The 19,211-nt window shown below is 35.4% G+C and carries 16 protein-coding genes; 10 read left to right on the top strand and 6 right to left on the bottom strand.

Annotated elements, in window-relative coordinates; genetic code table 11:
• Positions 1–29: 29 nt before the first annotated feature.
• A complete protein-coding gene (locus G7A72_RS01710; protein WP_165151186.1) occupies positions 30–2,006 on the bottom strand; it encodes a thiamine pyrophosphate-dependent enzyme in 1,977 nt (658 codons plus the stop codon).
• Between the two features lie 171 nt (positions 2,007–2,177).
• Here G7A72_RS01710 and G7A72_RS01705 point away from each other — a divergent pair, with 171 nt between their 5' ends.
• The 10 genes from G7A72_RS01705 (at position 2,178) to G7A72_RS01660 (ending at position 12,824) form a co-directional block, all read left to right on the top strand.
• Entirely contained in the window at positions 2,178–3,128 is a 951-nt protein-coding gene (locus G7A72_RS01705; RefSeq protein WP_165151185.1) for an isopenicillin N synthase family oxygenase, read from the top strand.
• Positions 3,129–3,232: 104 nt separating this feature from the next.
• Positions 3,233–3,562, top strand: a complete 330-nt coding sequence (locus G7A72_RS01700) for a translation initiation factor (protein WP_165151184.1) — start codon at positions 3,233–3,235, stop codon at positions 3,560–3,562.
• Positions 3,563–3,681: 119 nt separating this feature from the next.
• A complete protein-coding gene (locus G7A72_RS01695; RefSeq protein ID WP_165151183.1) occupies positions 3,682–4,551 on the top strand; it encodes a nucleoside phosphorylase in 870 nt (289 codons plus the stop codon).
• A gap of 93 nt (positions 4,552–4,644) precedes the next feature.
• Positions 4,645–5,769 carry an SDR family oxidoreductase gene (locus G7A72_RS01690; RefSeq protein ID WP_165151182.1) on the top strand — a complete coding sequence of 375 codons (1,125 nt, stop codon included), beginning with the start codon at positions 4,645–4,647 and terminating at the stop codon, positions 5,767–5,769.
• A gap of 169 nt (positions 5,770–5,938) precedes the next feature.
• Positions 5,939–6,466 (top strand): GNAT family N-acetyltransferase, encoded by a 528-nt coding sequence (locus G7A72_RS01685; RefSeq protein WP_165151181.1) that lies wholly within the window; start codon positions 5,939–5,941, stop codon positions 6,464–6,466.
• Complete coding sequence (locus G7A72_RS01680) at positions 6,466–7,317, top strand: substrate-binding domain-containing protein (RefSeq protein WP_165151180.1); 852 nt, start codon at positions 6,466–6,468, stop codon at positions 7,315–7,317. The genes G7A72_RS01685 and G7A72_RS01680 overlap by 1 nt, the downstream gene beginning before the upstream one ends.
• A gap of 21 nt (positions 7,318–7,338) precedes the next feature.
• Entirely contained in the window at positions 7,339–8,271 is a 933-nt protein-coding gene (locus G7A72_RS01675) for a transglutaminase (protein ID WP_165151179.1), read from the top strand.
• Positions 8,272–8,407: 136 nt separating this feature from the next.
• Complete coding sequence (locus G7A72_RS01670; RefSeq protein WP_165151178.1) at positions 8,408–10,669, top strand: acyl-CoA dehydrogenase; 2,262 nt, start codon at positions 8,408–8,410, stop codon at positions 10,667–10,669.
• 70 nt (positions 10,670–10,739) lie between these two features.
• Complete coding sequence (locus G7A72_RS01665) at positions 10,740–11,063, top strand: MazG-like protein (RefSeq protein WP_165151177.1); 324 nt, start codon at positions 10,740–10,742, stop codon at positions 11,061–11,063.
• 345 nt (positions 11,064–11,408) lie between these two features.
• The gene (locus G7A72_RS01660) at positions 11,409–12,824 is read left to right on the top strand and encodes an NAD(P)/FAD-dependent oxidoreductase (protein ID WP_165153585.1); all 1,416 of its coding nucleotides are present in this window, start codon (positions 11,409–11,411) and stop codon (positions 12,822–12,824) included.
• A gap of 158 nt (positions 12,825–12,982) precedes the next feature.
• On the opposite strand, the gene G7A72_RS01655 is transcribed toward G7A72_RS01660, so the two are convergent.
• From G7A72_RS01655 to G7A72_RS01635, 5 genes are read right to left on the bottom strand one after another with little or no spacing between them, the layout of a single operon-like run.
• Positions 12,983–14,341, bottom strand: a complete 1,359-nt coding sequence (locus G7A72_RS01655; protein ID WP_165151176.1) for an AMP-binding protein — start codon at positions 14,339–14,341, stop codon at positions 12,983–12,985.
• Positions 14,328–14,915 carry a hypothetical protein gene (locus tag G7A72_RS01650; RefSeq protein ID WP_165151175.1) on the bottom strand — a complete coding sequence of 196 codons (588 nt, stop codon included), beginning with the start codon at positions 14,913–14,915 and terminating at the stop codon, positions 14,328–14,330. Before G7A72_RS01650 ends, G7A72_RS01655 begins: the two co-directional genes overlap by 14 nt.
• Positions 14,902–16,659, bottom strand: coding sequence for a hypothetical protein (locus G7A72_RS01645; protein WP_165151174.1), 1,758 nt, complete (start codon positions 16,657–16,659; stop codon positions 14,902–14,904). The genes G7A72_RS01650 and G7A72_RS01645 overlap by 14 nt, the downstream gene beginning before the upstream one ends.
• Positions 16,652–17,623 (bottom strand): hypothetical protein, encoded by a 972-nt coding sequence (locus G7A72_RS01640; protein WP_165151173.1) that lies wholly within the window; start codon positions 17,621–17,623, stop codon positions 16,652–16,654. The genes G7A72_RS01645 and G7A72_RS01640 overlap by 8 nt, the downstream gene beginning before the upstream one ends.
• The gene (locus tag G7A72_RS01635; protein ID WP_206531521.1) at positions 17,611–19,206 is read right to left on the bottom strand and encodes an AAA family ATPase; all 1,596 of its coding nucleotides are present in this window, start codon (positions 19,204–19,206) and stop codon (positions 17,611–17,613) included. The genes G7A72_RS01640 and G7A72_RS01635 overlap by 13 nt, the downstream gene beginning before the upstream one ends.
• Positions 19,207–19,211 lie beyond the last annotated feature (5 nt).

Here is a 19,211-nt window from a genome sequence, read left to right as displayed (position 1 = left end):
TAAAAATAACCCAATTATTAACTTATAAATTAATATGACAAAAGTTCCTTCAGATCATTTTCGAAACGACCTTTTGGCAAATATTGATCCTCCAATGCTTTTGTAAATGGAATCGGAGTATCTAAACTTGCCACTCTTTTTACTGGCGCATCAAGGTATTTGAAACAGTTTTCCATTATCATAGCCGAAATGTCGCTGGCAATTCCTCCGAACATGCTGTCTTCTTGATAAATAATTACTCTTCCCGTTTTCTTTACCGATGCAAAAATAGCTTCAGTATCCAAAGGTTGTAAAGTTCTCAAATCCAACAAATCAGCCGAAATTTCAGGATTTTTTGATAAAGTATGCAAAGCCCAATGTACTGCTGCACCAAAAGAGATAATTGTAACCTGATTTCCTTCTTTCAACAAAGCCGCTTTTCCTAATGGAATTGTATAATAATTTTTTGGAACATCTTGGTAAACGCTTCTGTACAATTGTTTGTGCTCAAAGAATAAAACAGGATTCGGGTCGTTTACGGAAGTATTCAACAATCCTTTCGCATCATAAGGAAATGCTGGGTAAACCACTTTTAGTCCCGGAGTTTTAGTAAACCAAGCTTCATTGGTTTGCGAATGAAAAGGTCCCGCTTGGGTTCCGCCGCCGCAAGGCATTCGGACTACAACATCTGCTTTTTCCAACCAACGGTAATGAGATTTGGCTAATAAATTGACAATTGGATTAAATCCTGTGGAAACAAAATCGGCAAACTGCATTTCCACAATCGCTTTGTATCCATTGATTGATAATCCCATTCCAGCCGAAACCACGGCACTTTCACAAATTGGCGTATTGATAACACGTTCTTTACCAAACTGCGCTAAAAAACCATCAGTAATTTTGAAAGCACCACCATATTCAGCAATATCCTGCCCCATGATTACAGAGTTCTCATGGCGTTCCATTGATTGCCTCAAACTGGTAGAAATCGCATCTATAAAACGAATATTTTCTTTTTCTTCAGATGGTTTAATGTGTTCAAATGCATACGGTTTATAAACATCATTTAACTCTTCACTTAATGATGCTTCTATCTCCGATTCAGCATTGGCCATAGCCAGACTTTCATCAATATCCTTCTTTATTTCAGCATGTAAAGTCGCATCAAAATCTTCAGTAAGAACTCCGTTTTCGGCCAAATACTTTCTATAATTTTCTACTGGATCTTTAATTGCCCACATGTCCATTAATTCCTGTGGAACGTATTTAGTTCCACTCGCCTCTTCATGCCCACGCATTCGGAAGGTTTTGAATTCCAATAAAACCGGACGTGGATTTTCTTTCATCGAAGCCTTTAATTCGGATAACAAGTTAAATACTTCAAGAATATTATTTCCATCAACAATATGACTTTCCATTCCGTAGCCTTTCCCTTTATCGGCAAGGTTTTCACAACGGTATTGCTCGTTTGTAGGAGTTGATAATCCATAACCATTATTTTCGATGACAAACATCACGGGCAATTCCCAAACCGAAGCAATATTCAACGCTTCGTGAAAATCGCCTTCGCTTGTTGCTCCTTCACCAGTAAAAACTGCTGTAACTTTTCCGTTTTTCTTAAGTTTATTGGCCAATGCGATTCCGTCAGCAACGCCTAATTGCGGACCTAAATGCGAAATCATTCCAATAATCTTGTATTGTTGGGTTCCAAAGTGAAAACTGCGATCACGACCTTTAGTAAAACCATTGGCTTTGCCTTGCCATTGTGAAAAAAGACGGTACAACGGAATGTCTCTTCCGGTGAAAACACCAAGGTTTCTATGCATTGGTAAAATGTACTCATCCGAATCTAAAACTGCTGTGACACCAACAGAAATAGCCTCTTGACCAATTCCAGAAAACCATTTTGATACTTTTCCCTGACGAATAAGTATCAACATTTTCTCTTCAATAAGCCTTGGTTTCAGTATTCTTTTATATAAATCTAATAATTGATTGTCAGTAAGATTTTTTCTATCGAAGATCATTTTTTCAGTTTTAATGTATGGTTCAAAGATAAAAAAATATAACAGTTTAGTATTATTTTGTTATATTTTTTTATATTGTTTGTAAGTTTTAAAATTCAGATATAAAATTATTCTTTACATTTGTATCTGCAAGGTTTTTGACCTTCAAGTTATTAAAAAATATTTAAAAGTATGCAAAACATTCCTAGTGTTGACTTGCGTGATTTCCTTTCGGACGACCCGAAACGTAAACAAAAATTTGTAAATGAAATCGGAAGTGCATTTGAAGATATTGGCTTCGTAGCACTCAAAGGGCATTTTTTAAACGACCAGTTGGTTGATGAATTGTATGGTGAAATCAGAAATTTTTTCGCTTTACCTTTAGAAACAAAACACAGTTATGAAATCCCTGGAATTGGCGGACAAAGAGGGTATGTTTCTTTTGGAACAGAGCATGCCAAAGGCAGAAAAGAAGGGGATTTGAAGGAGTTTTGGCACTTCGGACAATATGTGTCTGAAGATTCAAAATATGCTTCAGAGTATCCTGAAAATGTTGAAGTTAAAGAACTTCCCCGTTTTAATGTGGTAGGTAAAGAAGCGTACCAAATGCTGGAAAAAACAGGAGTTTATGTTTTGAGAGCTTTGGCTTTACACCTTGGTTTGGATGAATTTTATTTTGACCAATATGCTAAAGACGGAAATTCAATCTTAAGACCTATTCATTACCCACCAATCACATCTGAACCAGCAAACGCAATTCGTGCAGCTGCTCACGGTGATATCAACTTGATTACTTTGTTGATGGGTGCGCAAGGAAAAGGATTGCAAGTACAAAATCACAACGGAGAATGGATTGATGCCATTGCTGAACCGGATGAATTAGTTATTAATGTGGGTGATATGTTATCCCGTCATACGAATAACAAATTGAAATCTACGATTCATCAAGTGGTAAACCCACCAAGAGAACTATGGGGAACTTCACGTTATTCTATTCCGTTTTTTATGCATCCGGTGAGTGATATGAAATTGGATTGTTTGGAAAACTGTATTGATGCAGAAAATCCAAAAAAATTCGAAGATATTACAGCAGGAGCATATTTATATGAGCGTTTAGTAGATTTAGGGCTTATTAAAAAGTAAACTTAATTTACGTCAAATACTAAAAGACATTAAGTTTATGCTTAATGTCTTTTGTTTTTTACCAATTTAAATTTGCATTATCCGTATTCAAAATATATAAAGTTATGGACTTACAAGACCAATTAAAAAACCTTTTTCCAGATCACGAACCATCGCCTGAAGAGCAAATTGAAGAAGTCGCGCACGAATTATACGTTCAAAAAGAACCTATGATTTGTAAATTCGAAAAGCGAAAAGGAAAAGCGACTACCATAATTGAAGGTTATGAAGGTACTGACGAGGATTTTAAAATTCTTGCCAAGGAAATCAAAACCAAATTGAGTGTTGGCGGCACTTTTAAAGACGATTCTATTATTATTCAAGGTGATTATCGTGATAAAATAATGGCTATTTTAAAAGAAAAAGGCTTTAAAGTAAAACGTGTTGGAGGTTAATCCCCTCCTGACCTCCCCGAAGGGGAGGAACCAAACCAAAATAAAAAATACAATCTAAATCAGGAACTGGCTCCCTTTCCTTTGGAGAGGGCTGGGGAGAGGAAAAAAATATAAAAATAATGATACAATCATCAGAATTAATATTAAATCCAGACGGTAGCGTTTATCATTTGAATTTAAAACCAGAACATATTGCACACGATATCATCTTTGTAGGTGATCAAAATCGCGTGGAGAAAATCACACAATTTTTTGACAGCATTGAATTTTCGACACAAAAAAGAGAATTCAAAACCCAAACCGGGATTTTCAAAGGCAAACGAATTACTGTAATGTCTACAGGAATTGGTCCTGACAATATTGATATCGTTATCAACGAACTGGATGCTTTGGTTAATATTGATTTGAAAACCCGTCAGCCAAAAGAAAAACTGACTTCTTTAAACATCATCCGTATTGGAACCTCAGGTTCTTTGCAAGCAGATATTCCTGTGGATAGTTTTGTACTATCAAAATTTGGTTTAGGATTGGACAACATGCTCCGCTCCTATCTAATTGACGAAGTTTCAAATCTTGAGATGGAAGATGCTTTTGTGAATCACACCAATTGGGATTTAAGAAAAGGAAAACCATACGTAATCGCTTGTTCCGAAAAACTGGAAAAAATAATAGAAAGCGACAAAATGCACAAAGGAATTACCGCAACTGCCGGTGGTTTTTACGGTCCACAAGGTCGAGTGTTGCGTTTGAATATTCAAGATGAAGAATTGAATTCTAAAATGGATAATTTTAAATTTGGTGACAACCAAATCACAAACTTAGAGATGGAAACCGCAGCAATTTATGGACTTTCAGCACTTTTAGGACACAACGCATTATCTTTAAATGCTATAATTGCCAATCGTGCTTCGGGAACTTTTAGCGAAGATCCATACAAAGCAGTTGATGAATTGATTGCATATACATTAGAAAAAATTGCTTTAGGATAGAGAAATTAATTTTCAAAACCGTACCCATTTGTAGTTTTAAAAAAGTGCTTTTAATTTTTTTAAAACTACATTTGTTTTTAGAACAAAACGATTATGAAAATAATACTTACGGGTGCAACAGGAGTTCTGGGATCTCATATTATGTATGAAATTCTGGAGCTTTTCATCACTACTAAAATTGATGGTAAACTTTTTATAATTGCTCGAAATAAAGGCAAAAAATCCGCTTTAGATCGCATCAATGAACTTTTATCCAGCAGTTATACGCCAAAAATTATAAAAGACAAAGGCATCGCAAAACTGCACGAATACATTGAAATCATTGATACTGATTTGGCTGAAATTCAGGACACTTTTTCAAGCCAAATAAAAGGTGCTTATTTCATTCATTCAGCTGGATTCGTAAATTTATCTACTGATGAAGAACAACGCGAAAAGATTTTTGACGAAAACACCAAAATCACAAAAACGCTTTTCAATCTCTTTCATCCTTTTATAAAAAAGTTTGTTTACATCGGAACTGCTTTTTCATCGGGAAACCGGAAAGGATTAATTGACAATGATTTTCATAGTTTAGGATTCGAACCGGAGCATCGCAATGCTTATGAGAATGCTAAATTCCACTCGGAAAATTTTATAGCCCAAGAATGTAAAAAAATAAATTTGCCTTTTCAAATTTTACGTCCAAGTGTGATTGGAGGCAAAATGTTAGGAACAGAAAATCCGTATTTTATTTCAAAATATATGGTTTTTTATCTTTTGGCTAAATTCTTTCACTTCACTTCCCAACGAAAAGGAGATCAAGAAAATGTGCGTTTTATTGTCAATGAAGACACCGTTTTGAATATTATTCCTGTCGATTATGTCGCAAAAGTGATTGTAAATATATTTCAAAGAGAAGATATTGAACAGCTTAATATTGTACATAATAAGAGTTTCAATATGGTAAATGGATTGCGATTGATTATGAAGGAAGTTGGCTATACTAATTTTACTTTAATACAAAATTCACTCGATTTTGCATATAAAAACACTATCGAAAAATTGTATTATGAAAGTATTGGAAAACACTTAAGTCCTTATTTCACAACTGCTGCGAATGAATACGACACCACTTTGTTGGACTCCATTCTGGAAATACCAAAACTGGATGAGGAGGCGTTTACTAATATGATTCGGTATGCAAAATTGAATAATTTTAAAGATATTAATGTGTAATTTTAGGAGCTATTTCCTGCTATACGTTGCAAATGAAATTCACTGACCTCAAATAAAAATAAAAGTATGGTGAAGTAATCTTTTACTTTTTAAAGAAAAAAGAAAAAAGAAAAAGGATTTTCACTGCTATCAGGGCTAAATCGTTCAACATCAAATTTTCAATATAAACATGAATCTTATTTTAGAAACCGACCGATTAATTTTAAGAGAAATGCTCGCTTCAGACGACGAAGCTTTATTTGAAATGGACAGTAATCCTAAAGTTCATCAATATCTTTGGAACAAACCATTAACGGATATCAGCGAAGTACATTCGTATATCGAATCTGTTAGAACACAGTATGTTCAAAATAAAATTGGAAGATTTGTTGTTATTTTGAAAGAAACCGAAAAATTAATTGGTTGGGCCGGATTAAAATATAACACCGAAATGGTCAATAACAAAATTCATTTCTACGATATTGGCTATCGGTTAAACGAAAAATTCTGGGGAAAAGGATATGCCAGTGAGGCCAGTTTTGCTTGGTTGGATTATGGTTTTAATGTAATGAAAGTAGAAATCATGGAAGCTGCAGCACACACAGAAAATATCGCTTCAAACACAATATTACAAAAAATTGGACTGAAAATGACTGAAAAATATCTGGAAGATGGTGTTTCTTGGAATTGGTACGAATTAAAAAATCCTAACTTATAATGAAAACAATAAAAATAGCTGGAGTTCCAGAACATTTCAATCTTCCTTGGCATTTAGCCATAGAAAACGGAGATTTCGAAAAACAAAATATCGATTTACAATGGACCGATGTTCCTGAAGGAACTGGAAAAATGTGCCAAATGCTTCGTGATGGTGAAACTGATATTGCGGTAATCCTAACCGAAGGAATTGTAAAAGATATCGTTGCAGGAAATTCAAGCAAAATAGTTCAGGTGTATGTGGAAAGCCCATTAATTTGGGGAATTCACGTAGCGGCAAACTCTAATTATAAGACGTTAGCTGATTTAGAAAACAAAAAAGTTGCCATTTCCAGATTGGGTTCTGGTTCTCAATTAATGGCTTATGTCAATGCTGACAATCAAGGATGGAAAACTGATAATCTGGAATTTGAAATTGTAAATACTATCGACGGCGCTGTTGAAGCGTTGACAAATGGAACGGCTGATTATTTCATGTGGGAACGCTTCATGACCAAACCATTAGTCGATAAAGGTATTTTCAGAAGAATTGCTGATAGCCCTACTCCTTGGCCTTGTTTTGTAATAGCAGTTCGAGAAGAAGTTTTGGAAAACAATCCAGTTCTTATTTCAAAAATTCTGGAGATCATTAATCAAACTACAGAAGATTTTAAAGAAATTCCAAGTATTGATAAAACGTTAGCTTCAAATTACCATCAAAAAATAGAAGATATTCAAGAATGGATTTCTTTAACACAATGGTCACAAAAGGCTTTATCAACTGAAATGTTAAACAAAGTTCAAAATCAACTTTTTCAACTTAAAATTATCGATAAAAAAGGTACTTTTGAGGATATTGTAAAAACAGTCTAGATTACTGTTTTTATTTTTACTATGATAAAAATAAAAGAAATTAATTTTCAGGGTATAAAACAGCGATTCCAGGTCAAAAAACCTTGGGACGACGTTATTATTTTTGTTCTGAACATATTAATTGCCATTCCGGTTTTTATCATCTTGCATCAAAACTTAATCAACCCAAATTGGCCTCTTAATATTGACAGGGTAGTGCTGTTTTTGGTGATGATTGTAATAATTCAAATCATCCTTCGGTTCTTGCGAACGATTATCCTCTTTTGTATTATTTTGTATTTATTGGTTTTAGTGTACGGTTCTACAATTGGAAACTATGGATTTAACAGCGTTTTTGAAGATTATAATTCGATAATGTATACGATGTCTGACAATCCATATCCACAAGATATTATTATTGCAAAGTTGCTTCCGTTTCCCAATAAATCAAAAATTATCAATGCCATAGAATATCAAAATCCTAAAATCAGGAATTTTGCAGTTATGGCTACTACAAAACATTTTAAAGACATAAAAGGATATTCTGATTACAGAACCATCATTCAATGCTTCGCCGTTTTTAAAGAAATAAATAGCCGATGGAACTACGTAAGCGATCCAAAAGCACGAGATTATATTGCTACGGCTACAGAATCACTGCTTTATTTTTCTGGAGATTGTGATGATCATTCGATATTAATGGCTGCTGCAATTAAATCTATTGGTGGAACTCCCCGATTAATTCATACCACTGGACATATTTATCCAGAAATACTGATAGGTTCTCTCACTGATTTAGAAAAAGTCAATTTTCTAATCAAAAATGTACTATTTGTCAATGAAAGTAATGAAAATAAACTTCATTATCACGTTGATGAACGTGGCCAAATCTGGATGAATCTGGATTATACGGCTAAGTATCCCGGTGGACCTTTCATGTCCGAAGAAATTCTTGGAGCTTTGACATTGGATTAATTTTCATGCCATTTTTTGTTAAAAAACCGGATCTTATTCCCTTCCAAATTTTCAAGTATAGCAATATTCCTCACTTTTAGTCAATAAATTTCCTATCTTAACCAAACTGAAATTATTATTTTAATTAAAGTTTACTATGGAAAATTCAAAATTAAAGGCCTTTATCCCATTTTTTTATCTCGTTTGGTCGGATGACCTTTTATCTCAAAAAGAATTCGTTACGTTACAAGAATTTATAGGTTTACAGCATTGGATTTCCGAAAAAGAACAAGAATTTCTTCTTTCAAAAGTAGCGATATTTGTTCCGCCTTCCCGAGCACAACTTGCTGAATGGAAAGGTGAAATTGATACTGTTATTCATCAAAATCCTTTGCTGAAATCTATATTTGAGGTTTCGATGGTGCTTGCTGAAAACGATTCTTTTATCAAAGACCACATAGCTGATTTTCTTCAATTGGAGAATGATTTGGGAATTTTAGGAGAAGAAGCAATTGGAAATTTTAAAACAAGGTCAAAAACCTTTACTTCAAATTATCAATCTGCCAATACATTCGAAATTGAAAAACTGACCCAAATTCTGGACGGAGAACAGTCCACAATTATTAAGAAGGTAAAATCAATCATCAGCAGACCTAAATTTGCTTATGAAACTTCGACTGATACTGCCATATATCGTGAAAAAGTATATGACTGGTGTAAAATCCTTGCAGACGAAAACTTAGGAAACATGGCGTATCCAAAACAATACGGTGGTGGCGAAAACATAGCCGATTATTTTGCGATAATGGAAACGCTGAGCTATCATGATTTAAGTTTGGTAATTAAATTTGGTGTACAATTCGGGCTTTGGGGAATGAGCATACAATCACTTGGAACCGAAAAACACTATTGCAAATATCTAAAAGATATTGGTTCGCTCCAGTTACCTGGCTGTTTTGCGATGACGGAAACCAATCACGGTTCGAATGTAAAAGGATTAGAAACAACTGCAACATACAATCATAATAACCAAACTTTTACCATTCATACACCGCATGAAATGGCGCAGAAAGAATACATTGGTAACGCAGCAGTACATGGTCAGATGGCGACGGTTTTTGCCAAATTAATTATTGATGAAATAGATTACGGTGTGAATGCTTTTATTGTTCCAATACGGGATACAAACAGCAAAATCTTGGAAAGAATCACTATTGGTGATTGCGGACTTAAAATGGGACTTAATGGCGTTGATAACGGGACCATTCGTTTTGAAAATGTGGTTATTCCAAAAGAAAACATGCTGGATCGATTTGCCTCGGTAAACGAAGAAGGAAAATTTGAAAGTCCGATTCCAAGTGACAATCGACGGTTTTTTACGATGCTGGGTACTTTAGTCGGTGGTCGAATTGGGATTCCGAGATCAGCTTTGGCCGCAGCCAAATCAGGATTGACAATCGCGATCCAATATAGCGACAAACGCAGGCAATTTGGCCCTGAAGGAGGCTCAGAAGTTCCAATCTTGAATTATCGAATGCATCAACGAAGATTAATTCCATTGTTGGCAAAAACGTATGCCATTCATTTTGCATTGCAACACGTGACGAATCGTTATATTGCTAGAACAGAATCGGAAATGCCAGAAATTGAAGCTTTGGCAGCCGGAATGAAAGCCTACTCAACGTGGAGTACTACGGATGTTTTACAAGAATGTCGCGAAGCCTGCGGTGGTAAAGGATATTTATCCGAAAATAGAATCGATGCGCTGAAAAATGATACCGAAATCTACACTACTTTTGAAGGTGACAATACCGTCTTAATGCAATTAGTTGCTAAAAATCGCTTGTCAGAATTTCGCAAGGCATTTGGTGAAATGGATGCTATGGGAATAATTAACTACGTTTTTGAAAATGCCAAAACTGCGATTTCTGAAAAAAATCCAATTGTAACGCGCAAAACTGAGGAAACTCATTTATTAGATGATGAATTTCACTTGAGCGCTTTCCAATATCGAGAAAAAACAATATTGGCATCGGCAGCAAAGCGATTAAAAAAACTAATTGATAGCGGACTTGAACCTTACGATGCTTTTAATGTGGTGCAACACCAAATGATTGATGTAGCTGAGGCGTATCTCGAACGAATTGTTCTAGAGCAATTTCAAAAAGCCACAGAAGCTATCGAGGACAAGAAAAGTAAGGAAATAATGACTAATTTATGTCAATTGTATGCCCTCTCACAAATGGAAAAAAATAAAGGATGGTATCTAGAAGATGGTTATATGGAAGCTGCAAAAACGAAAGCCATTCGTAAGATGGTAAATCAGCTTTGCTGGGAAATCAGGCCGGATGCCGTTTCATTAGTAAAAGCATTTGACATTCCGGATAGTTGTCTTGCAGCTCCAATTGCTTTAGATTGATGTATGCTTTATTTAAAAAGTACCTCTTGAAATGATTTAAGCATTTAAAACAAACTAAAAATTCACAGCAATGGCAACAATAGATTTTGAACAATTAAAAGAGCGTTCTTTAAAAATAAGAAAACGCTACCACGAATTAGAACGTATGCACCACGGTAGCGAATGGACCGTAGAAGAAGATGCCTTGGCTTTCCTTACCGATGCAGGTTTGGTAGGAAGACTTACAATGTCACAGCAAGGAAGATGGCCTAAAGAAAATACTCAAGAAGAACTCAAACACAAATTAGGAGAATCGATCTGGTGGCTCACAGTACTGGCTGAGAGAATGAATATTAATATTGAAGAAGCCACAGAAAAATTTTTAACTAAAACCGAAAAATTAATAGAAGGATAAATAAAGGATTTTATTGATTTTAAAGTTAAAAATTTCTAACAATAAGATATACTACACTATTTATAATGGAGTTTTTTGAGGTTGTGCAGAACTATTTTCGAATTATTCTATGCAGTATCTAAATAAAATTCGAATAATATAGCGCTGAGAAATCCTTTCTGTTTTAAATTGAAATAAGTAATTTTGCAACACTATTTCGTCCTAAAGTTACGCAACAACAAAGAGCAATAAAATGCTGAAATATAAATTGTATCGGCTATGTTTTTTCTTTTAAAGAAAAGCAATAAAAAAGTTTAAATAAAACAGGAAGTAAAAAAATTGGAAAATAAAGAATCAAGCTGGACTATGTGCCTAGAATGTCAAGGAAGAGGCAAGAAAAGTCGAGGACTAACTAAGAAAGCGCGACTCCACTACCAGATGGCATTAGACCAATTTAAAATTACGAATAGTGAAGGGACCATTCCGGTTCCTCCTAAAGGACACCTTCGCTCCTGTACGAAATGTTCTGGATCAGGACTGCTTCGTTCTGCCAGTCCTCCTATAGCAGATAAAGAGAACTATCCACATCTTGCCATTATTGGTGGAGGTATTGGAGGCGTAGCTCTTGCTGTGGCCTGTTTGCACCGCGGAATTCCTTTTACCCTTTATGAACGCGATGCTAATTTCGAGGCCAGATCTCAGGGATATGGACTTACATTGCAACAAGCTAGTAAAGCAATTGAAGGATTGGGTATTTTCTCATTAGAAGAAGGGGTAATTTCAACAAGACATTTGGTTCATACTACCGATGGAAAAGTTATTGGCGAATGGGGAATCAGAAAGTGGATACAGTCAGATGCGAAAATTTTTCAAAAACGTACTAATATCCATATCGCACGACAATCTTTACGCTTAGCATTGCTTCAACAACTCGGCGGAAAGGATTCGGTGCAGTGGGGACATCAGTTGGTAGATTTTAAGGAATGCGAGGGCAAAGGTGTTGATCTAAGCTTTCAAGTAGATGGGAAAATCAAGAATGCTAAAGCAGATCTAGTAGTTGGAGCCGATGGCATTCGCAGTTCAGTTCGGAGATTATTAATAGGTGATTATAGTAGTCCTTTGCGCTATCTCGGTTGTATAGTGATATTAGGCATCTGTCCTTTGAAAGCACTCGAAGGTCTTAATAGTCCATTACTGGATTCGGCCACTGTATTTCAAACTGCCAATGGCAATGAGCGAATCTACATCATGCCTTATGCTTCAGACTCTGTAATGTGGCAATTGAGTTTCCCAATGCCAGAAGAAGATGCTAAGGCGTTAAGTGCTCAAGGACCTCAAGCACTCAAGGAAGAAGCCCGTCGTAGAACTCTGTGGCACAATCCTGTTCCTCAGATTTTAGAGGCGACTCTGGAAGCTCAGATTTCTGGCTATCCTGTGTATGACCGGGAATTACTAGAGCCAGAGCTATTGGCAAAAGCACAGAAAGTAACTCTGATTGGAGATGCAGCTCACCCAATGAGTCCATTTAAAGGACAAGGTGCAAATCAAGCGCTGCTGGACGCTCTATCGTTGGCTCGCATTATTTCAAGAGGATGCAGACCTTCATCTCAATGGAGAAAAGTCGGAATAAGGAAAAGTGTATTAACAGAGTTTGAATCAGAAATGTTAGAACGCAGTGCTACAAAAGTGAATGACTCTGCTGCTGCCGCAGAGTTTCTACATTCTGAAATTGTGCTTTATGAGGGTGATGAACCAAGGGGTCGGCGTTTGAAAAATAAGTAAATAGTAACCGCAAAGTTGGAAATGAAAGGAAAATAAAAAGTTCACAAAGTATAAAGAACAAAACTTTCGCATACTTTTGATTAATTTATATTACATAAAAAACCTCCAATATCAAATGACTTTAGAGGTTTGTAATTTATGGTGGTTTTCTTTTAAAACTATTTATTAGTAATCAACTCTGAAGAGTACTGAGACTTTTCTACAGTATTATTTTGAGATATTTTGTGAATATCTACAAGCATATCAATATCATTTTTAAAAATTATATTTAATAAATCAATAATTTCTTCCGAAGTAATGTCATTAGAATATCCAACAAATTGAATTAGTTTATCATTTCTTTGATGCATTTTAAAACCTGCTATAGACAATTTTGACAAACGATTAGAGATATCGATATTATTGATTTTTATGTTTGATTTTGTAAAAAAAACAATTGGATTTCTAGCTTCTAAATCAATTAAAAAAGGAACACCATTTTCTATTTTTAAACTACAAAAATCTCCTGTTCTATAACGTACTAATGGTAAAAAAGGATTATTACCTCCCGTAATCACTAATTCGCCTCTTTCACCATAAGGAAGTTTTATATCTTCATGTTCATCAAAAATTTCTAAGTATAAATCGGGACGAATCGCTTTATGCCCAATCTCCGAAGCGTAAGCTATATTCCTGCATTCCGTCATCGAATATAGATCTATGACAGGGCATCTAAAATAATTTTCTAATTTATTTTTTGTGCCTTTTGTCAACTTCATAGCAGAAGATACCAGCGCCTTTGGATTCAATTGAGGCTTTAAATCCAACAATGCCATAAAAGCTATTGGATCACCAGTAAGGATTTGTGGATTGTATTTCTCAAGATATTTTTTGGCATCATCAGGCTGATTCCACTCTGACGGATTGAGATTTATTTTTAAAATGCCAGCTCCCTCTAAATAAGTTGATAAAGAGGCGTATGTCAATGTTTTTTCTTGGGCACAAATCAAAGCAATGGCTGTTGTGTTTTTATTTTCTGTTATTGAAATATCAAAATCTTTAAGTACAGACTCTATTTGTGGCAACCAACTGGCTTGAGAAACGGCGTCAAAGAGAACGTCTAACTTCGGTCCCGTAGAACCCGAAGTATAATACACCAATAGCTCCTCTAAATTAGCTTCATTAGATACAAATAAATGAGGATATTTTCTGATATCTTCTCTAGAAATGGTTGGAAACGAATCTAAAGCAATATCTTTATTTTTGTAAAACGGTACTGTTGTATGGCACCATTTTAAATAGTCATTTAGCCAAATAGGAGTTTGTCCTTCATTCCAAAATATTTTTTTATCATAATATTTATTTTTATAAGACTTAACTTTTGAAAGATGTACTGCATTTAATCGATCTCCACTTTTAAAATTAAATTTTGGGGCAAACGGATCTTGTTTAAGTGCATTTAAAAAACTTAAATCGTCAAGCAACGGAAAACGTTCCGCGTCTGTTAATGCTATATGTGGATCACTATTCTCGTCCATACGTATTTGCAGCTTCTCGGGCCTTTTTTTCGGCCATCTCTCTTTTGATATTCATTATTCTTTCATGTGCTTCGTACGATTGTTTTAAAACTTTCTGTCGATCTGCACTACTTAAAGAGGATAATTTATCCGCTGCTTCATCCTGATTTTCGCCATCAGGAATAATTTCACAACAGTCTAATAACAAGCGTACCATTTCTTCCGCACGCTCATCGTCACTAATCCATTCCTTAAATTTTACATATAACGAAGCTTCACTTAATTCTTCAAACCAAAAATTATATAATTTATCTTCTATTAATGCACTATTTATAAAGTTTCGATGACTCAGTAACCATATCGAAATATGAATTGCACGCCAATGGTTATCGCCGATATACGCTAAATTAAAATCGCTCGGTTTCTTAAATTCTTTTTTCAAAAAATCGTTGCACACAATTCTATAGGTATCACAAACTAAAGCAATCGAATTTAATCCTTCATTTTCAATAAGAGAAGAAGGTTCTAAATAAATATCCGGACATTTTCTTAAATGAGTCACTAACTCAAAAACATCATATTTAGACATAGGCATAATTTTGTTGTGAAAATTCAGATGCAAACCTTAAAAGTTCCGTTTCATTTGTAACATAGTATACCTTCCAGCCCATTTTTTTTAATCGAATTACAAAATCTTTGTTGTAATCTGGATGAGAATGTAAGACCATAGTTCCATGACCGCCTGCATTTTTTAATGCTAGTTCGGCCAATTCCCAATTTGTTTGTTTGGTTTGCGTATCAGAATCCAACATACTAAATATATCATTGTCCGTAACGATTACAATATGCGATTTTTTAGTAGATTCTTGTTCAAATGGTTTTCGCAATCGTTCAATTCCGTAGGCATAGCCCGTACCTAAATAAGAGGTTAAGGTTGTTAGTAAATCTGTTTCGTCTGTAATAAAACCATCCGTTTCCAAATAATCTCCAGGCTCACCAGAAAGACATCCCATTACGGATGCTCCGGCACGCAAAGCAGATAATCCAATTATGGTGGCTGCCAAAACAGGCCATGAAAAATTTTGCTTTGGATTCATCATCGATCCTGAACAATCAATCCCAATGTAAACATTTAAAGGATTTTCTGCAATGCTGTTGTCAGAATCTGAGCCGTAGGTTCTCTTTTGAGTAGTTAATCCTGGAATAAGAGCGGGCGATAAAATAGCAGATTGCAACCAATCTACTTCTTCAATGGGGTCGCCAATATCCCAAGTTTCCAATCCTTCGGGTAAATCTAGGGACACATTTTCAGAAATTTCCACAGGAAAATCTATTAAATGAGGCAAAGCAATTTCTTTATAATAGGCATTGATTAAACGCTGTTCGTCCGCTTTTGGATTGACCTGTTTCATCAAGTCAATATAATTCCCCGGATCCATATATCCGTTCCTTGGTCCTTGACCACCCAATTCATTTTTTTCTGAACCTAAACTGTCACTTTTAACACCTTCGCCTTCTTGTAGCCCCAAAGCTTCTTTTCGCATATCGATTACCTCATCGTAGCCTTCTAAATCCAGTTCGGTCATACCAGAAATATCCATAACACCCGCACCTGCATCTTCTGCGTCGAGTAGTATTAAAATCTTTTTACGTGCATCTTGAAAGGTTTTGTCATCCATTAAATACGGATATACCATCACGGCAAAGCGACCACCACCGTGAATCCAGTTCTTAGAGTAACTTCTGACCAAAGAGGCTAATAATGAAGCATCGGCATCTATTTTTTTACTGTGAAAAGATAAATTTGTTGCTAATTCGCCCCGATTTAAACGCCATAAATATTCATAGGTACGCATCATCAGTGTCCAAAACTCAGAAAAATTATCCTCTGAATTAATTGCTTGATACACTTTTGACATTCTTAATTTATTGATGCGTTGTAATTTATCATTTATTAAAAAATCTGCATATAAATTGGATACCATAGGTGCTCTATCTTCAATACCCGGCAGCGCAAAACGAATTCGATTCAATAAAATAGCATTATCATATAAATTTGCTGGTGTAAAAATATGATGACCAATTTCGTGTGCCAATATTTCAATCGCATAATCTGAAATACCGCGTTCTACAATTTCTTCTAAATTAATCACGATGCGATGATCAGTTAATCGAATCATTGCAAAACTGCCTGAAAGTCCTTCTTTTTTGGCGTCCTGATGGGATAAACACCAAATAGGTTCTTGCAAACGCAACAAAGGATTCCACTCCAACTTTGCCTGCTTCCAATATGATCTCCACAACGCTAATGTTTGTTCTATTTCGGTATGATTATGCATTTTCAAGACTGAATAAGTATAAAAAATAGGAGTTTTGCAACGTAAAAACCAAGGTTTCTTTTGTTGTCACAACAGATGAAATAGTGCTTACATCCATTTCCGCATTGATTTTTTCAATCCATTTTTCCGAGGTTTCTAATTGCTTAGAATTTGATACAATGTATGTTGCATCAACAGAATAGGCTGGAATTAAAACCTTGCCAAATTGGTCTGCAAAAAGTGCATAACTACTTTTTGAATCGGTTACAAATATATGTTCTCCTATTTGTGCCAGCATTGGCGGATGTTCAAAAAAGCCAGTTGTACCTTTAAAACCACCTTGTACGCCTTCAAATTTGGTGTTTGTATTTGGCCATGGTTTTTCAAAAAAATCGTAGGTATTTTTATCTGAACCTAAGTTGTGTAAAATGTTTTGTTGTAGATTTTCAGAAAGCTCGGCAAAATCTGCTTTTAAACGAGCTCTTAAATGTGCCAAACCACATTTCCATGCATACATACGACCCGCAATTTTAAAATCTTCTATAGTTTTAATCTCTACACTACTGGACTCGATAAGTTTGCACCAATACATGGTTTTTTCTGGAGCATACATATGAAGGTTTAAAAGTACATCATTCAACAATGAAATGGTTTTTGTTGGAAATTTCACTACTAAGTTGGGCATTTGTGCCATTAACAACCAAGCCGCTTTGTATTCATCTTCATAACGGATTGCCAACCCACTTCCAATTAACTTCAATGATTCCAGATAAAACGCTTTTACTACTTCATGAATTTTTTCTGGGGCCGAATTTAGGGCAACAGTTGCTTCCACAATAGGCTCTACAACTTCTACCATCCAACGGGCAATAGTTTGAGAAGGCAAATTACCGTATTTCATTTCGCTCTCCTTGTACCATTGATTGTACAACGCACTATTATCGCTTAATTCTACAATAAGTTGTGGAAGACTTATTTTCTCCATTGCAGCCATCTTTTGTAATTGGTATAACGTTGATGCAGATACTTTAATTTCAAAATATCATCTGCTCTGTAGCCGTACAACTTTTTCTCTTCCGACCATTTCTGTAGTTGCTTCTCAATATTTAAAAGGCGACTATCAATTTCTTTAGAGGATATGTTTTCAAGTCCTTTTTTAAATTCCGTCTCAAATGCATCAACCGGATCATTTCGATCTAAATCTTGACTCACATATTCATCACACGATAAATCGAACAAATTTCGTAGCCATACAATTCGATCGACTCTATACACTTCATTACCCACTTGATCAAAAAAGGGTGATTCAAGATGTGGTGTTAAACTATCGTGTAAAACGAATGGTAAAACTTGTCTAATATCTTCTAATTCTACTTTTTTATTACCTCTAAAATAGGCCAATGCTTTAGAAAACATCAATAAAGTCATTATTTTTCTAACCGATAAACCGTTTTTCGCTTGCGAACCTAAATCTTTAATTGGATCCTTTCCAGTTTCTTTTCTAAAAAGCGAACGCATATCCATACCGGACAATTTTGCGGTGTCTTTGGTCATATATTCCAATCGATTGGATGCAGGCTCAAAAAATTCAAACTGGCGACAAAAAAACTCGATGCGTTTGCGTAATTGAGGCTCAATTTTTATACCTCTAATCTGCTTATTTATGGTAGTTAACTCCTCTTCTGTAAATATAATTTCTTCAGGAATTATAGCTTCTGGTTTAAAATTGAGTTCAATACGTTGCAATAAATCGTCAATAAACCGCGTATTAAAATGCATTGCTCTAATCACGATATCAATCCTGTCTTTTAAGGCTTCAATAACTTGATAGGTTCCTCCACCTGCATCATCGTTGGCGGTGAGATACCAAGCGCCATCTGGACATTCATAAATCTGATCGAATATTTCAGCATAATTATCTGCCAAGACCGTTAATAGCGCTGATTGCGTTCTCGTTGGAATTCGATTGTATTCATCAATGATTTTTACCCGCATGCCCAACCATTTTCGCCATGCAATTCTAATGTCGGAAGTTTTTTCGGCCTTCACCATATCTGAAGGTAATGGATGCCCTAATAAATCTGAAATTGTCATTTGAGGTTGGCCGTGTTGAATGGCACGCAATACGTCCTTGTTATCATATCCCGCTAACAATCCCATCAATACCGAAGTAGCTGTTTTTCCACGACCAGGCCCGCCCACAATGAGACATTTTCCTCTTGCTGCTAAGTTCAGTAAAGGCATTAGAACAAAACTAGAGTAGCTTTGGTCGGTAGGTAAGTAAACAGGTACTTTACTGTCTCCAAATAAAAACTTTTTAGGATCACCGTCATTGAATTCGATATCATAATACGGACTAATGATGGCTGTGTTCGTGATCCAAAAATACGCTTGACGCAATTTTTCATCAAGGGCAATTGAATCGTTAGATTCATTTTGAGGAGCATCGCTGGAATACAGATCTTCTATTCTAAATTTAGTATTGCCATTATGAGCATCTTGCGGATTCGTAGGTGATTCTGGGACTTTCTTAAAAAATCCCATGGTTCTATTTATTAAATCAGACATGGTTC

Origin of the sequence: Flavobacterium sp. Sr18, from assembly GCF_011064265.1 — a bacterium.
GTDB classification, from domain to species: Bacteria; Bacteroidota; Bacteroidia; order Flavobacteriales; family Flavobacteriaceae; genus Flavobacterium; species Flavobacterium petrolei.
Note: the sequence above shows the minus strand (reverse complement) of the source record. Positions and strands in the feature narration are given on the sequence as shown.

Bases quoted from the DNA above. Each gene is read 5' to 3' on its own strand.
- G7A72_RS01710 (WP_165151186.1), bottom strand. From the start codon at position 2,006: ATGATCTTCGATAGAAAAAATCTTACTGACAATCAATTATTAGATTTA.
- G7A72_RS01705 (WP_165151185.1), top strand. From the start codon at position 2,178: ATGCAAAACATTCCTAGTGTTGACTTGCGTGATTTCCTTTCGGACGAC.
- G7A72_RS01700 (WP_165151184.1), top strand. From the start codon at position 3,233: ATGGACTTACAAGACCAATTAAAAAACCTTTTTCCAGATCACGAACCA.
- G7A72_RS01695 (WP_165151183.1), top strand. From the start codon at position 3,682: ATGATACAATCATCAGAATTAATATTAAATCCAGACGGTAGCGTTTAT.
- G7A72_RS01690 (WP_165151182.1), top strand. From the start codon at position 4,645: ATGAAAATAATACTTACGGGTGCAACAGGAGTTCTGGGATCTCATATT.
- G7A72_RS01685 (WP_165151181.1), top strand. From the start codon at position 5,939: ATGAATCTTATTTTAGAAACCGACCGATTAATTTTAAGAGAAATGCTC.
- G7A72_RS01680 (WP_165151180.1), top strand. From the start codon at position 6,466: ATGAAAACAATAAAAATAGCTGGAGTTCCAGAACATTTCAATCTTCCT.
- G7A72_RS01675 (WP_165151179.1), top strand. From the start codon at position 7,339: ATGATAAAAATAAAAGAAATTAATTTTCAGGGTATAAAACAGCGATTC.
- G7A72_RS01670 (WP_165151178.1), top strand. From the start codon at position 8,408: ATGGAAAATTCAAAATTAAAGGCCTTTATCCCATTTTTTTATCTCGTT.
- G7A72_RS01665 (WP_165151177.1), top strand. From the start codon at position 10,740: ATGGCAACAATAGATTTTGAACAATTAAAAGAGCGTTCTTTAAAAATA.
- G7A72_RS01660 (WP_165153585.1), top strand. From the start codon at position 11,409: ATGTGCCTAGAATGTCAAGGAAGAGGCAAGAAAAGTCGAGGACTAACT.
- G7A72_RS01655 (WP_165151176.1), bottom strand. From the start codon at position 14,341: ATGGACGAGAATAGTGATCCACATATAGCATTAACAGACGCGGAACGT.
- G7A72_RS01650 (WP_165151175.1), bottom strand. From the start codon at position 14,915: ATGCCTATGTCTAAATATGATGTTTTTGAGTTAGTGACTCATTTAAGA.
- G7A72_RS01645 (WP_165151174.1), bottom strand. From the start codon at position 16,659: ATGCATAATCATACCGAAATAGAACAAACATTAGCGTTGTGGAGATCA.
- G7A72_RS01640 (WP_165151173.1), bottom strand. From the start codon at position 17,623: ATGGAGAAAATAAGTCTTCCACAACTTATTGTAGAATTAAGCGATAAT.
- G7A72_RS01635 (WP_206531521.1), bottom strand. From the start codon at position 19,206: ATGTCTGATTTAATAAATAGAACCATGGGATTTTTTAAGAAAGTCCCA.